This window comes from Janthinobacterium tructae, assembly GCF_006517255.1.
GTDB lineage: Bacteria > Pseudomonadota > Gammaproteobacteria > Burkholderiales > Burkholderiaceae_D > Janthinobacterium > Janthinobacterium tructae.
Map to the genome: position 1 here is coordinate 3,012,970 of NZ_CP041185.1, position 14,379 is coordinate 3,027,348.

Sequence of the window (14,379 nt, forward strand, 5' to 3'; positions counted from 1 at the left end):
CGGGAGGCCGGCTTCAGGGCATCGCGGCAAGAGTAAGTATTTACTCGAACGAATAGAAGACGCGGAACGGCACTTTCTTCTCGGCCCAGTAGTCGGCCGCATCGCGGAACACGTCGAGCAGGATCTCGCGCGCTTCCTTGTCGAATTTTTGCGTATTTGGCAATTGCTCGAGCACCACCAGGAAGCCCGTTTGCGTGCCGGCCTTGTGCATGGTATCCGTCAGGCACAGGCGCAGGGCATCGAAATTCTTGGCCAGGTTTTTAGGAAACAGGAATGCTTCTGCAATGATGCCGATGACTTGTTGTTTGGTCTGTCCAGCGTTGCAATGCGCATATAAAAAGTGCTGCCCGAGACGGATCGCCTCGTCTTGTAACTCGGTCACGCGAAAGGCACGGATGGACTGGACAAGGTTGGGCGGCACGGTTAGTAACAAACTCATTTTTCCCTCAAATCGACCTGTTATGTATGGATTTTTTCTAGCTGCTCTTCTTATTGCATCCCCGCACGCGGGTCAATGCGCACGCGGTGATTCGATCTGTATCAACTTTTATGCGATTCAGTGCGATTTTATATAAGCCATACGCGTATTAGGGTAACGTGTTGTCCTGTATGAATCAACCCGAATATGATGTCAAACGCAAGATTTGTTACAAACCGCTGGTTTCAAGTCATCCAACATCATGTATCGATTGAAAGTGCATGTTACAGACTGTGGGGCAAGGGGCTTGGGCTGTTACATTTTGTTGCCATGCGAACGACAACCGGCCAGCGAGTCGGATTACTATAGACTCAAGTTGTAAAAAATACCCTGAAAGATTCTCTACATAATGAGGTTAGAAATGAACTTGCAAGCCAAATTGATGATGTCAGCCCTTTGTATCGGCACATTGCCACTCGCTCAGGCTGCCGACTTTGAAGATTTCGGCAAGGTCGTGCGCGTCGTGCCGCAAGTGGAACAGATCAATCGTCCACGCCAGGAATGCCGCACGGAATACGTGCAAGTGCAAGCGCCGCCGCAACAGCGCAGCGCTGGCGGCTCCATCGTCGGCGGTATCGCCGGCGCCCTGCTCGGCAGCCAGGTCGGTGGCGGCAATGGCCGCACGGCCGCCGCTGCTGCCGGCGCGATTGCCGGCGCCGTCGTCGGCGACCGTGTCGACAACCAGAACAATTACCAGGGCGGCATGCAGGAACAAGCCGTCAAGCAATGCCGCCAGGTCGACCACTGGGAATCGCGCAACAACGGCTACCAGGTCACCTACGACTACCGCGGCCGCAACTACACGAGCATCATGTCCTATGATCCGGGTGAGCGCATCCGTCTGCGCGTGTCGATCGAACCCGCTCAACAATAAGCGCAGCAAGCGGCCCGTACCATGCCAGCCCCAGCGGCTGGCATTTTTTATGGCGCCCCGGCACGGGCTATAATGCGGCACACTTTCAGGCCGCCTTATGCTTATCAAACGAAAATCCATCGAACAAGTCGAATCCTCGCGCCCCGCGCGCAAGCCCCGCTATGCCCCAGTCACCCTGTCGGAAATGGATGGCGTGCGCTATCTGCATTTCGGCACGGAATGGGTGCAGGGCGCCATGCGCATCCGCAAACCGGACTGGCCGGAACTCGAATACGCGCAGCAGATGATGGCGTGGATGCTGTGGATCGAGCAGCCGCAGCGCCTCGCCCAGCTGGGCCTGGGCACGGGAGCGCTGACCAAGTTCTGCTACCGCCAGTTCCCGCAGGCGCAAGTCGAAGCCATCGAACTGAACCCGTCCGTCATCACCATCTGCGCCTCGATGTTCAAGCTGCCGCCCAACGATGAGCGCCTGCACGTGCGCGAGATGGATGCGCTCGACTACGTCAACGACGACGCCAACCATGGCACCCTGGACGCCCTGCAGGTGGACCTGTATGACGCCACGGCACGCGGTCCCGTGCTCGACAGCGCCGATTTCTATTCCGCCTGCTGCGCCTGCCTGGCGCCGCACGGCATCATGACGGTCAACCTGTTCGGCGACCACCCCAGCTACGCGAAGAACATCAAGGCGATGAAGTTTGCGTTTGCACAGGTGATCTGCCTGCCGGAAGTCCATGATGGGAATGTGGTGGCGATCGCGTTCAAAACGAAAGTGGCGCTCGATGCCGAAGCGCAAGTGGCTCTGCTGGAACGCGCCAAGCAGATCGTCGCCGAGACCAAGCTGCCCGCCAAGACCTGGGTCAAGGGCATCGTCAGCACTCTGTAAGCGCCGGTAGACCCACGCAAGGCCGGCAGCCCTGAAAGGCGCCGGCCATGTCCGCTTCCCCTCCTCCCTCTCCCATCTCACCCAACACGCCGCTGCAACTGCCGCAACTGCTGGCCTGGCTGCAGGAAGACGGCTTGCTCGATGCGGCGCAAGCGGCGGCCATCGACGCCCAGGCCGCTCTGCTGCCGGCGCCCCCCTTGCATCCGCTATGCAGCATCGCCCATGGCGCACTCACGCTCGACACCCTGTGCGCCTGGCTGGCGCAACGCTCGGGCTTGCCGTATATGCGCATCGATCCCTTGCACATCGATTTCAGCCAGGTGGCCGACGTCATGACGGCCGGCTATGCGGCCCGCTTCAACATCCTGCCCGTGGACAGCACGCTTGAGCGCATCGTCATCGCCACGGCCCAGCCCTACGCGCTCGCTTGGCAGGCGCAACTGGGAACGCTGGCGCCACGCACGCTGAGCCTCGTCATCGCCAATCCGCTGCACATCGCCGACGCCATCGCGCAATTTTTCAGCCTGGCCACTTCCGTCAAGGTGGCAAAACTGGCGTCCACGCAGGACATGGCGCTGCGCCAGAATGTCGAGCAACTGGTGGAGCTGGGGCGCAACAAGACCAGCCTCGATGCCAACGATCAGCACGTGGTGCGCATCGTCGACTGGCTGTGGCAATACGCGTTTGCCCAGCGCGCCTCCGACATCCATCTGGAACCGAAGCGCGATGCGGGCCTCGTGCGCCTGCGCATCGATGGCCGCCTGCACCAGGCGTATCAATTGCCGCCCGTGGTGCTGCTGGCCATGACGGCACGCATCAAGTTGCTCGGGCGCATGGACGTGGTGGAAAAGCGCCGTCCCCAGGATGGCCGCATCAAGACGCGCAATGCGCAAGGCCAGGAAGTCGAGCTGCGCCTGTCGACCTTGCCCACGGCCTTTGGCGAAAAGCTCGTCATGCGCATCTTCGACCCGGAAGTGGCCGTCAAAAGCCTGTTTGAGCTGGGCTTTCCGCCCGCAGACGCCGAACGCTGGCGCCAGCTGACTGCGCGTACGCACGGCATCGTGCTGGTGACCGGTCCCACCGGCTCGGGCAAGACCAGCACCCTGTACAGCACCCTGAAGGCGCTGGCCAGCAGCGAAGTCAATGTGTGCACGGTGGAAGACCCCATCGAAATGGTCGAACCGGCCTTCAACCAGATGCAGGTGCAAACCCAGGCCGGCATCGAACTGTCGTTTGCCGATGGCGTGCGGGCGCTGATGCGGCAAGATCCCGACATCATCATGGTCGGTGAAATCCGCGACCTGGCCACGGCCGAGATGGCCATGCAGGCGGCGCTGACGGGCCATTTGGTGCTGTCGACCCTGCACACCAATGACGCGCCCTCGGCCGTCATGCGCCTGCTGGAACTGGGCTTGCCCGCTTATTTGCTGGAAGCGTGCCTGGCCGGCGTGCTGGCGCAGCGCCTGCTGCGCTGCCTGTGTCCGGACTGCAAGCAGCCGGGCGCCGCCCCTGACAGCGCCGCATGGCAGCGCCTGACGGGCGGCCAGCTGGAACGGCCGCAGGCCACGTACCGCCCCGTCGGCTGCACCCTGTGCCGGCACAGCGGCTACCTGGGGCGTGCCGGCATTTATGAACTGCTGAGCGTGACGGAAACCTTCGGCCAGCTGGTCAAGGCGGGCGCCGACCTGCACGCCTTGCGCCGCCAAAGCATCCTCGACGGCATGACGCCGCTGCGCATCGCGGGCGCGCACAAAATCATCGATGGCACGACCAGCATCGACGAAGTGCAAAAGCTCACGGCAGCACTGCCTTAGCTGGCCTGCACTTTCTCGCAGGAATGCTTTGCATTCTTTTTCAACTGATATATAATGCGGCCTCTTTCGGGTCGTTAGCTCAGCTGGTAGAGCAGCGGACTTTTAATCCGTTGGTCGCAGGTTCGAATCCCGCACGGCCTACCACGAATGCGCAGTACTAAAAAGCCCATCCTCACGGATGGGCTTTTTTCGTTTACAGCCCTCGCGGTTATACTGCTTCTTCCTCTTGCCAGACCTGAAAGAAATGCATGAAACTTGCCGCCCTGCTTGTCCCCGCCCTGCTGCTGTGTGCACAAGCTCAGGCGCAAGCGCCCATCGTGCTTGACGGCCAGTACAGCGCGCGCACGGATGAAATGAGCCTGGAAATCATCGGCAACCGCGTCTGCTTCGCGCCCGACAAGGCGCAGTGGGGCCGCTTGCCCCGCCCTGCCGCCACGCACGATGCGTGGTTTTGTTTCAGTAACGACGCCGAGGCGCGCCGCCTGTTGCGCGTGCCCGCGCGCCAGGCCGACAATTGCGGCTGGCAAGCGCGTGCGCGCATCGTCATCGATACCTATCAACCGTACGTCGAGCAAGGCGACGGCAACGACATGGCGCGCCTGGCGTCGGTGGTCAAAGTGGCGCAGCCGAACGCCATCGCCTGCGAATGAATCAACCGAGTTCGTATTCTTGCAGATAACGGGCGAACAATTCCTCATCGGCCAGCGGGCACGCAAACCCCGCGCCCCAGTCGGCCAGCAGCAACTGCTCTTTCAAGGGCAGCATCAGCAATTGCGGCATGGCGTCGCTGCACCACAAATCCACCACGATGCCGTCGTCACCCAAGCCGGCAAACAGGGTTTCCGTCTTCTCGCCGCCAAAGGCCAGCACGTTCTTGCATTCCACGCGGTAACTGCTGTAGCCCGTGTAGACGGCATCGTAGGGCGGCATGGCATCGGCCAGCGCCAGCCGCAGTTGGTCGGCCGTCAGGCCCAGCGCGCGCATCTGCGACGGCGGCGCCTCGGGCACGTACATCTGCGTCCAGCCGGCGCCGCTGCGGTGCGCGTCGGCAAACACCTGCTGCTCGCCCATCTGCGTCAAACAGTGCTGCAAGTTATCCAGCGGCAGCAGTTCGATCATGCAAAAATCATCTTCGTGGTAATACGCTTCGCGCATGCTTCAATTCTCCAGCAAATCTTGTAATTGGGTATTGCGCCGCGCCGTCAACCGGCCAGCCCAGGTGTCGCTGGTGACGGCCGGATAGCGTACGGCGCCAAAATTCATCCAGGCATCGCGGTACGCCAGCCACAGACGCTGGGTGGCGCGGATGCCCTCCTTGCCCACGGCGCCCGCATAGCTTTCCGCCGGCTTTTTCATCAACTTGCCGTAGATGAGGTTGAGCTCCTTGTCGAGCGCCGCCACCTGCTCTTTGGACATGCTGGCCGGCAGCTTGCCCGCTTCGTACTCGCGCACATCGTGCGCCAGCAAATCGAGCTCGGCCGTGCGGGCGGCGATGCTCAGGGCGGCGCGCGCCGTGCCGCTCAAGTCCGTTTCATTCGCTGCGCGCGCATCGGCAAACTTGCTTGCCGCCGCCTGGAGCTTTTGCAGCGACGCTTGCGCCACGGCAGGCATGCTTGCGCTGACTTTGCCTGTCGCCTGCGTATGCACGCGTTGTTTCTGCCGCGCATCGATGGCGCTGCACACGCCCATCATGTAGCCGCTGGTGATGTCGTCGCACCAGTCCATCATGCCGCGTCCGCTGGCATTGATCTGCTGCAAGTGTTCGATGCGGCCCTGCATCTCGGCCGGCGCCGCATCGATGCTGCACGCATACTTGAGCGCCAGCAGCGGATCTTTCTGCACGCCCTGTCCATTCTGGTACAGCATCATCAGCACGGCGCTGTTTTGCGTGGCCATCGCGCAATGGCGCGCGGGACGCCAGTCGGCAGGCTTGGGCGAAGACATACTCTTGGTATCGTAATACAGGTCCGTTGCCTGGCACTGCTGCAACGATGCCACGGCGGACGGCGCCGGCAGGTCGGCGGGCGGCGGCGCCGCATCCTTGACCTTCAGGCAAGTCGCATACCAGGCCGTGCTTTCCGCGTGGCCCACGCCCATGGCGCTCGTGTTCGGGTAGGGCGCGGGCGCAGCGGCAAAAACCGGGGCCGCCAGCAGGCAGCTCGCGCCCAGCAATGCCGTTTTCAATAAGGGGAGACAAATTTTCATGTTCAGGCAGCGCCAGCGTGAGTAAAGCGGCAAGTTTAACTGATCAGCCAGGCTGCACCCGCCCGTTACACGCCTGTCCCGCCTGGTAAGTAACGGTACTCAGCCTTGGCAGTGCAGGAAACCATGGGCAATAATGTTGCCCGCTGTACTCTTTTTCACTTCCCGGACCACGCCCATGACCTTACCCCGTCTTCGCCGTTCCCTCGGCTCCCTGCTGATCGCAGCAGCCTGCGCCTCGCTGGCAACGACCGTCCACGCCGCCGATACCACGCCGGCATCGCCAGTTGCCGCCACGCAAGCCAATGCCAAACATGCCATCACGCATGAAGACGTGTGGCTGATGAAACGCATGGGCGCGCCCGTCGCCAGCCCCGACGGGCGCTGGGCCGTGTTTTCCGTCGTCGACAGCGCCTACGACAGCAAGGAACAATGGTCGGACCTGTGGATCAAGTCGCTGCTTGACGACAGCCCCGCGCGCCGCCTGACCTATTCCAAGGGCGGCGAAAGCGCCGTGGCCTGGTCGCCGGACAGCCGCCAGCTGGTGTTCGTCGCCAAGCGCGATGGCGACGAGGCAGGCCAGATTTACCGCCTCGACGTGGCCGCTGGCGGCGAAGCGCAACGCCTGACCTCGCTCACCCTGGGCGCGCGCATGCCGAAATGGAGTCCGGATGGCAAGCAATTGCTGTTCATCAGCGACATCTATCCAGGTAACAAGACAGAAAGCGACGTCAAGCAAAGCGCGAAAGAGCGCAAGGAACGCAAGGTCAGCGCCCGGTCCTATGAAACGACGGCACCGCGCTATTTCGACAAATGGCTGACCGACAAGCAGGTGCGCCTGTTCATCGTCGACGCGCAGCCTGAAGCCAAGGGGGAGAACACCGCGCGCGACATCCTGTCGGGCACGCAACTGGCCGCCCTGCCGGGCTTTGGCGGCGGCCAGGGCGACGAGGGACAGTCGCTGGACGCCGTCTGGACGCCCGATGGCAAGGCCGTCGTCTTCAATGCGGCCACCAACCGCGACGCGGCCCAGCGCGAAGCCGTGTATTCGCAACTGTATTCGCTGCCCGTGGCGGGCGGCGAAGCGCAGCGTTTGACGCAGGACAAACATAGCTACGCTTCGCTGAAGTTTTCCGCTGATGGCAAGACCCTGTTCGCCCTCAGCGATGCGCAAACACCCGGTAAAGTGTATGACGTGAAACGCCTGGCCAGCTTTGCCTGGCCGATGAGCAACCCTGCGCCAACGATATTGACGGCCAAGCTGGACCGTTCGATTTCGCGTTTCGTGCTGCCAGAAGGCGGCAAGCGCGTCATCTTCAGCTATGAACATGCGGGCCTGGAAAAGCTGTACTCGATCGACACCAGGGGTGGCGACGTGCGCGAGGAGCCATCCTTGCCAACGGGTACCATCAACTCGCTGAGCAGCGGCGGCAAGGCTTTGGTGGGCGTGTGGGAGTCCGCCATCAACCCGCCGGAAATCTATGCCTTCAACGGCAAGCAGCCGAAACGGCTGACAGCCTTCAACACGGAGAAAGCCAGCAAGATCGACTGGCAAGCGCCCGAGCACTTCTGGTTCACCACGGCCGACGGCCGCCAGATCCACAATATGCTCGTCAAGCCGGCCAATTTTGATCCGAACAAGAAATACCCGCTGTTTACCGTCATCCACGGCGGCGCGGCAAGCATGTGGCGCGACCAGTTCGTGCTGCGCTGGAACTATCACCTGCTGGCCAAGCCAGGCTATGTTGTCTTGCTGACCGACTACAAGGGTTCCACCGGCTATGGCGAGGAATTCTCGCGCTCTATCCAGTTCGACCCATTGAAAGGCCCGGGCGATGAAGTCAACCAGGGCGTCGATGAAGCTATCAAGAAATATCCATTTATCGACAGCACGAAACTGGCGGCCGGCGGCGCCAGCTATGGCGGCCACCTGGCCAACTGGCTGCAGGCGACCACCACGCGCTACAAGGCCATCGTCTCGCATGCGGGCGAAATGGACCTGATCATGCAGTGGGGCACCAGCGACGGCGGTTTCGGCCGCGAAACGAATGCGGGCGGCCCCGTCTGGTCGAACCTGCCCGTGTGGCGCGATCAAAGCCCGGTCATGCAAGCAGGCAACCACGAAAAAGGCACGGGTTTCACGACCCCCATCCTGATCACCGTGGGCGAGCTCGATTACCGCGTGCCGGCCAACAATGCCTTGATGAACTTTGCCGTGCAACAACGCCTGAACGTGCCGGCGAAATTGCTGGTCTTCCCGGACGAAAACCACTGGATCTTGAAGGGCGAGAACAGCCGTTTCTTCTATAGCGAAGTCGAGGGCTGGCTGGCGAAGTATCTGAAGTAAATACTGAAACGTTCTTGATGAACAAAAGCCAGGTTCCGCTCACGCGGGCCTGGCTTTTTTCATGCAGGCTGGACAGCAGCCACGGTTGCTTTCTGACGGGCGATCGCCAGCACCATCAGCGCGGCGACGAGGCAGGCGGCGCCGGCGGCGAACAGGGCCGGGTTGTAGGTCAGCATCAGGGTACGGATGCGGCCGGCGCCATACGCGGCCACGGCGGCGCCCAGCTGGTGGCCGGCGAAGATCCAGCCAAACACCATGCCCGCCCGCTCCCGGCCAAACGTGGCCCCCACCAGTTTCACGGTGGGCGGCACGGTGGCGATCCAGTCCAGGCCGTAGAACATGGCGAACAGCGACAGGCCGTACAGGGTGAATTCCGAATACGGCAGCCAGAACAGGGACAGCCCACGCAAGCCGTAATACCAGAACAGCAGTTTGCGGTTGTCATAGCGGTCCGACAGCCAGCCGGACAAGATCGTGCCAAACAGGTCGAAGGCGCCCATCATGGCCAGCACGGAGGCGGCCGGCACGGCGGACAGGCCCGAGTCGCCGCACAGGGAAATGAAGTGCGTCTGGATCAGGCCGTTGGTGCTGAGGCCGCAGATGAAGAAGGTGCCGAAGAGTATCCAGAAGGTGCGGTGCGCCGCCACGCTGCGCAGGATCACGAACGGCGTGGCAAACGTCATTTTTGCTGCCGGCGGTGGCGCCAGCGGCGTGGCCGGATCGGCGCCGTAGGGCCGCAAGGCCACGTCCTGCGGGCGGTTGCGCATGCACAGGAAGGCCAGCACGGCGACGATGGCGCAGCTGGCAAACACGGGCAGGACAGCCGTGCGCCAGCCGAAGTGCTCGATCAGCCAGGCGCCCACGGGCAGGAACAGCAGCTGGCCCGTGGCCGAGCTGGCCGTCAGCACGCCTACCACCAGGCCCCGGTGCGTCTCGAACCAGCGGTTCGCCACCACGGCACTCAAGACCAGCGCCGTCATGCCCGAACCCAGCCCCAGCAGGATGCCCCACAGGGCCACCAGGTGCCAGAACTGCGTCATGCGCGTGGCCAGCAGCATGCCGGCAGCGATCAGGCCCAGCGCCACGCAAATGACATTGCGCAAGCCGAAGCGCTCCATCAGGATGGCGGCAAACGGCCCCATCAGGCCAAACAGCACGAAGCGCACGGCCAGGGCCGAGGAAATCTGCTCGGCATCCCAGCCGAACTCGCGGCTCAAGGGCTGCATCAGCGCCCCTGGCAAGCCCAGCGCGGCCGACGAGGTCAAGGCGGTGAGGAAAGTGATGGCGACGATGACCCAGGCAAAGTGGATGCCGCGCCGCGCCATCCATTGCGAAACAGGATAGGAAAGCATGCAGTCCTCATGAGAAAGAGTGAAGAGAAAGAGTGGATGCCGGTCAGTATCAGCCGATGGGATTTTTACCATGTTATATTATGATCGTAATTTATACAATCGAAAAAAAAACTGAAGCCGCACTGCTGCGTGCAGCTCCAGTCCTGGCTTCAAGCTTGTGAAATGGGGTCAGACCCGGCGGGGACATGTGCCCCAATGGGGCACATGTCGATCCCGCAGGAACTGACCCCAAACATTACTTCACCTTCAAGCCATTCTTCACATCCGTCACGCCTTCGACGCCACGGGCCAGGTCAGCGGCTTTTTTCACTTGCGCCTGGGAAGGCACGAAGCCGCTGAGCATGACGACGCCGTTCACCGTTTCCACGTGCACGTCCAGCGCTTTCAAGTCATTGTCCTTGACCAGGTCTGCCTTGATCTTGGTGGTGATGACCGAGTCTTCCACTGCCACCTTGGTGCTGCCGGCCGCATTGCGCGTCATGCAGGCGGCCTTGGCCGTCGCATCCATGGCGTCGCAATTTTCCTTCGTGGTGGCAGGGGGATTCTGCGCCACGTTGGTGCCGGCCCTGGCGCCCGTGTTGGCGTCGGCCAGCGCGGCCGTTTTCGCCGCCTTGGCATCGTTCATGCACGTGGTTTTATCGGCGCCAGAGCGGTCGCCGCACTTGGCCTTGGCCATGTCATACTCGGCATTGGCGACATCCTTGCGGGCCTTGCCCAGTTCGCGCGGCGTGTTGCGGTATTGCGCCACGGCGTCCGATTCGGCCTTGGCGCGCGCCACCTTGGCTTCTTCCACGCAGACTTTTTTCGCGTTGCCGCTGTGGGCATCGCAGGCAGCCTTGGCCTGTTTGTAGTCGGCCGTTGCCTTGTCCGTCAAGCTCTTGTACGAGGCATCCTGCGCATACGCGGGCGTGGCGGCAAGCAGGGCGCTGGCACTGGCGGCCAGCATGAGTGCGATCATTTTGTTCATGGTGGTTCCTCTCTGGTTAGTTGATGCCCAGATTAGACCCCTGCCGCACGCAAAGCTCCGTGCGACAGCACACGCTGACAGGCCATCCGCATAAAAATCAGCGTTTATTTGTCGCCGCTCAAGCCCTTTCGCCACAATACTTGCGCCTGTTCAAATGGTGAAGCGGCCCCATCAAATGCACCAGCACCATCGGCCAGCGCCAGCCATGCCTGCGTGGCGTGGGAACCGCCTGCACCGCCGCCTGCGCCGCTGCCCACCGCACGCACGCCGCGCATCCAGGCCAGCACATCAGGGTATTGCCCGGGGTGGCGTGCATGCATCCAGGCCAGGGCTACCAGATCCGCATAGGCCTCTTCGCGACGCGTCTCGCGCACCTCCTGCGCCAGCGGTGTCAACCCGCCCCGCTGCGTGCCGGGCGGCTCGACAAAGCCACGTGGCAAGGCGTGCCAGTCGCCCTGTGCATAGCGCTGGCAATGGCCGATTTCATGCGCCGTCATCGCTTCCATCATCAGGCCCTGGCGCGCAGCCGGCACGCCCTGCAAGACACTGTCCGCCTGCGCATTGCCGCGCAAGGACAGCACCAGCTTGCAGCGCCCCCCTTCGTAGCCCAGCGCCAGCGGCACGGCACCGGGCGCATCCTGGGGCTGCACGATGATATCGATGGGCAAACCTTGCTCGCGCGCAAACGCGATGACGGGCTGGCCCGCCTGCAGCCAGCGGCTTTCCAGATCGGTGAGCTGGGCGTGCGCCATGGCAGGCACAGCAAGGAACAAACTCAACAGAGAGAACAGTTTCAACATGGGATCGACAGGAGGAAAGAGGCTTTACCACTGCAGAGTAAGCGGTGCAGATATTTCCACAAGGAAAAACTGGCAACTTTTCGCAAATAAAGACGAAAAAAAACCGGTGCAGTGCACCGGCTTTTCACGCTGACAATAGTCAGGGTCGGGTTTATTTCTTCGCAGTCATTGCTTTGTCCAGCGCGCGGGCCGTGACGAATTCCGGACGGATATCGTTGGGCACAGCCTTCATCTTGTCGAGCGCCACCTGCACTTCGGGGCGAATCACCACGTATTTGGTCATCATCGCTTGCGCGCGCGCATAGTCACCCGTTGCCTCGATGGTCAGAAATTCACGGTCCAGGTCGATCACGGCTTGCTTGATCTTGGCAAAATCGACGCCGAACTTGCCGTCGCCCAGCGAGACAAAACCGCCCTTGTCGAGGATGTAATTGATCTGGATGGCCATGCCGCGCGCGTGCGAATCGGTCAGGCCGAAATGCAGTGTGCGGAAACCGGAGGCGAGGAAAGTGTTGTACAGCTTGCGCTCAGCCGCCTCGCCCTGGCCCAGGGTATCGTTGAGTTGCCCCTTGTCCATCATGTAGCGCAGCGCGAACAGGCCCGTGATGTCGGCCTTGGCTTCCTCGATGGTCGAGTATGCCTCCTTCAAGTCCTGGCGCGGCGTCGATGGCTTGCCGTCGACGACGGTGGCGTGCGGGCCCAGGCCGTGCATGATTTCATGCGCGAGGATGTGCGTGAAGAAGGAATTGAAATCCACGTCCTGCTGCGCTTCGGGCGTCAGCACCAATGTCGAGATCGGTGTCAGGGTGGCCTTGAACTTGGCTTCCTGCACGTTTTTCAGCATCACGCGCTTCGAGCCGCGCGCGCTGATGATGCGCTCGTCGTTCGGCAAGTTGTAGGCGGCCGTCTGCACGGCCATGTTGCCATCGCCGGCGCCATATACCTGGTTGACCACCACCATCGGCGCCAGCGCGCCCACTTTCGGGTTGCGGTACCGGGCGTCGAGCGGCAGGTTGTCTTCCAGCTCCTGCATGTGCTTGGCGAAGAAGTTCAGCTTTTGCGTCTCGGCCTGGTCGCGGATGTTCACGTAGGCTTCGAACGCGGCCTTGTAGCCGAACAGCTCGTCGTTATACGTTTCATACGGGCCGATGGTGATGTCGACGGGCGAATCGAGGTCCATCCAGGCGAAGTCGGACGGCAAGTAATCGTTGTCGAGGAAAGCCTTGGCGCGCAGGGTCAGGAATTTCTTCAGCGATGCGTTGTCCGTGGCGGCTGCCGCCTCGTCGAGCAGCTTGGCCAGCTGTTTCAGTTCCACCTTGTATTCGTCCGAATACTTGACGGTCTGGTATTTGCCATCCTTGCCCGCGCGAATCGTCGTGAAGAACCATTGCGCCTGCTGCTTGTCATCCGCCGACAAGCCATTCATCCACGTTTCCAGGCTGGCCTTGGTGGCGCCCTGCGGATAGAAATTGCCCGCTTCCGGCTTGTGTGCGGGAATGGCGATGCCCGCATAGCTGGCCGGCATGAACGAGGCGTGCGCGTCGAGCACCGACCATGGGCCCTTGTTGATCCAGAAATAGTTCAGGCGGGCCTGGCCCAGCTTTGATTTGTCCTTCTTCAAGGCCGCCCACAGGGCTTCATTGCCGGACCAGCGCTGGCGCAGTTGCAGCACGTCGACCAGCTTGGCCGCCTCGACCAGCTTGGCGATGGCCTGGCGGTCGCCGGCAGACAGGTGCGTGACGTCAGCCGTCAGCGCAACGGGCGCGTAGCGGGCGCTCATGCTGGTCAGTTGTTGCGCCGTGGCCGGGATTGCTGGTGCGGCGGCTGGCGTTGCGGCGCAGGCGCTGCCGACGGCAGCGGCCATCAGCAGGGGAATCAGGAGTTTTTTCATGGGGGTCTCGGTAAGATTTTTCTCAGAAGCGGCTGGCGCGGATGGCGCGCTACCGCTTTCTTGCTCAGCCTGCGATTGTCCCACCTGCCCCCATGGCATGGCAAGCCGCTTACCAGACCTTGTACACCTGCCCCGTCTGCGCCCCTTCCACGCTGCGGCTGTAAGCCAGGGCCACGCGGCTGGCGGCGGCCGGCTCGAAGCCGTAGAAGAACGGGCCATACGCGTCCAGCGATTCGGCCAGGACCGTAGGGCTGACGACATTGATGCGCATGCCGCGCGCCAGTTCGATGGCGGCGCCCCGCACGAAGCCTTCCACGGCCGCATTCGTCATGCTGGCGGCCGCGCCGAAGCGGATAGGCTGCTCGGCCACGATGCCGCTGGTGAGCGTGATCGAGCCGCCGTCGTTCAGGTATTCCTGCGCCACCAGCGCCACGTTGACCTGGCCCATCAGCTTGCTGTCCAGACCCAGCTGGAATTGCTCGGGGGTGAACTCGGCCAGGGGGCCGAAATGCAGCTTGCCCGCCGTCACGACGACGGCATCGACCTTGCCGATGCGCTTGAACAGGGCGCGCACTTGCGCGATGTCGCTCATGTCGGCCTGATGCGTGCCGCTGCGGCTGCCCACTTCGATGATTTCATGGCGTTGCGCCAGTTGCGCCGCGACGGCCGTGCCGATGGTACCGCTAGCGCCGATGATGACGATTTTCATGCTGTTTCCTTGTGTGGGTTGAACGATGCAGCCAGTATGCGCCGCTTCCAAAAAGGAAT

Annotated in this window: 13 protein-coding genes and 1 tRNA gene; 6 read left to right on the plus strand and 8 right to left on the minus strand. The window is 62.1% G+C overall.

Annotated elements, in window-relative coordinates; genetic code table 11:
- Window positions 1–40: 40 nt before the first annotated feature.
- The gene (locus FJQ89_RS13140) at window positions 41–439 is read right to left on the minus strand and encodes a barstar family protein (RefSeq protein ID WP_071075771.1); all 399 of its coding nucleotides are present in this window, start codon (window positions 437–439) and stop codon (window positions 41–43) included.
- A 400-nt stretch (window positions 440–839) separates the two neighbouring features.
- On the opposite strand from FJQ89_RS13140, the gene FJQ89_RS13145 reads away from it, so the two are divergent.
- From FJQ89_RS13145 to FJQ89_RS13165, 5 genes are all read left to right on the plus strand, one after another.
- Window positions 840–1,352: a glycine zipper 2TM domain-containing protein gene (locus tag FJQ89_RS13145; RefSeq protein ID WP_071075770.1), complete on the plus strand. Its 513-nt coding sequence runs from the start codon at window positions 840–842 to the stop codon at window positions 1,350–1,352.
- A gap of 97 nt (window positions 1,353–1,449) precedes the next feature.
- A complete protein-coding gene (locus tag FJQ89_RS13150; protein WP_141170487.1) occupies window positions 1,450–2,238 on the plus strand; it encodes a class I SAM-dependent methyltransferase in 789 nt (262 codons plus the stop codon).
- Between the two features lie 47 nt (window positions 2,239–2,285).
- Window positions 2,286–4,052 carry a GspE/PulE family protein gene (locus FJQ89_RS13155; protein ID WP_243136540.1) on the plus strand — a complete coding sequence of 589 codons (1,767 nt, stop codon included), beginning with the start codon at window positions 2,286–2,288 and terminating at the stop codon, window positions 4,050–4,052.
- A 68-nt stretch (window positions 4,053–4,120) separates the two neighbouring features.
- Window positions 4,121–4,196 (plus strand) — tRNA-Lys (locus FJQ89_RS13160).
- A gap of 104 nt (window positions 4,197–4,300) precedes the next feature.
- The gene (locus FJQ89_RS13165; RefSeq protein ID WP_141170488.1) at window positions 4,301–4,702 is read left to right on the plus strand and encodes a hypothetical protein; all 402 of its coding nucleotides are present in this window, start codon (window positions 4,301–4,303) and stop codon (window positions 4,700–4,702) included.
- Window position 4,703: 1 nt separating this feature from the next.
- On the opposite strand, the gene FJQ89_RS13170 is transcribed toward FJQ89_RS13165, so the two are convergent.
- Together FJQ89_RS13170 and FJQ89_RS13175 are read right to left on the minus strand one after the other, a co-directional pair.
- On the minus strand, window positions 4,704–5,207 hold the full coding sequence (locus FJQ89_RS13170) for a hypothetical protein (RefSeq protein ID WP_141170489.1): 504 nt from the start codon (window positions 5,205–5,207) through the stop codon (window positions 4,704–4,706).
- Between the two features lie 3 nt (window positions 5,208–5,210).
- Entirely contained in the window at window positions 5,211–6,257 is a 1,047-nt protein-coding gene (locus FJQ89_RS13175) for a lysozyme inhibitor LprI family protein (protein ID WP_141170490.1), read from the minus strand.
- A 175-nt stretch (window positions 6,258–6,432) separates the two neighbouring features.
- Between FJQ89_RS13175 and FJQ89_RS13180 the strand changes: the two genes are divergently transcribed.
- A complete protein-coding gene (locus FJQ89_RS13180) occupies window positions 6,433–8,601 on the plus strand; it encodes a dipeptidyl-peptidase 5 (RefSeq protein WP_141170491.1) in 2,169 nt (722 codons plus the stop codon).
- A 59-nt stretch (window positions 8,602–8,660) separates the two neighbouring features.
- Here FJQ89_RS13180 and FJQ89_RS13185 read toward each other — a convergent pair whose 3' ends face one another.
- From FJQ89_RS13185 to FJQ89_RS13205, 5 genes are all read right to left on the minus strand, one after another.
- Entirely contained in the window at window positions 8,661–9,953 is a 1,293-nt protein-coding gene (locus FJQ89_RS13185; protein ID WP_141170492.1) for an MFS transporter, read from the minus strand.
- Between the two features lie 235 nt (window positions 9,954–10,188).
- The gene (locus tag FJQ89_RS13190; protein WP_141170493.1) at window positions 10,189–10,920 is read right to left on the minus strand and encodes a BON domain-containing protein; all 732 of its coding nucleotides are present in this window, start codon (window positions 10,918–10,920) and stop codon (window positions 10,189–10,191) included.
- 104 nt (window positions 10,921–11,024) lie between these two features.
- On the minus strand, window positions 11,025–11,720 hold the full coding sequence (locus FJQ89_RS13195; RefSeq protein WP_141170494.1) for a hypothetical protein: 696 nt from the start codon (window positions 11,718–11,720) through the stop codon (window positions 11,025–11,027).
- Window positions 11,721–11,871: 151 nt separating this feature from the next.
- Entirely contained in the window at window positions 11,872–13,611 is a 1,740-nt protein-coding gene (locus FJQ89_RS13200; RefSeq protein ID WP_141170495.1) for a dipeptidyl-peptidase 3 family protein, read from the minus strand.
- Window positions 13,612–13,720: 109 nt separating this feature from the next.
- Entirely contained in the window at window positions 13,721–14,320 is a 600-nt protein-coding gene (locus FJQ89_RS13205) for a short chain dehydrogenase (RefSeq protein ID WP_141170496.1), read from the minus strand.
- Window positions 14,321–14,379: the final 59 nt, after the last annotated feature.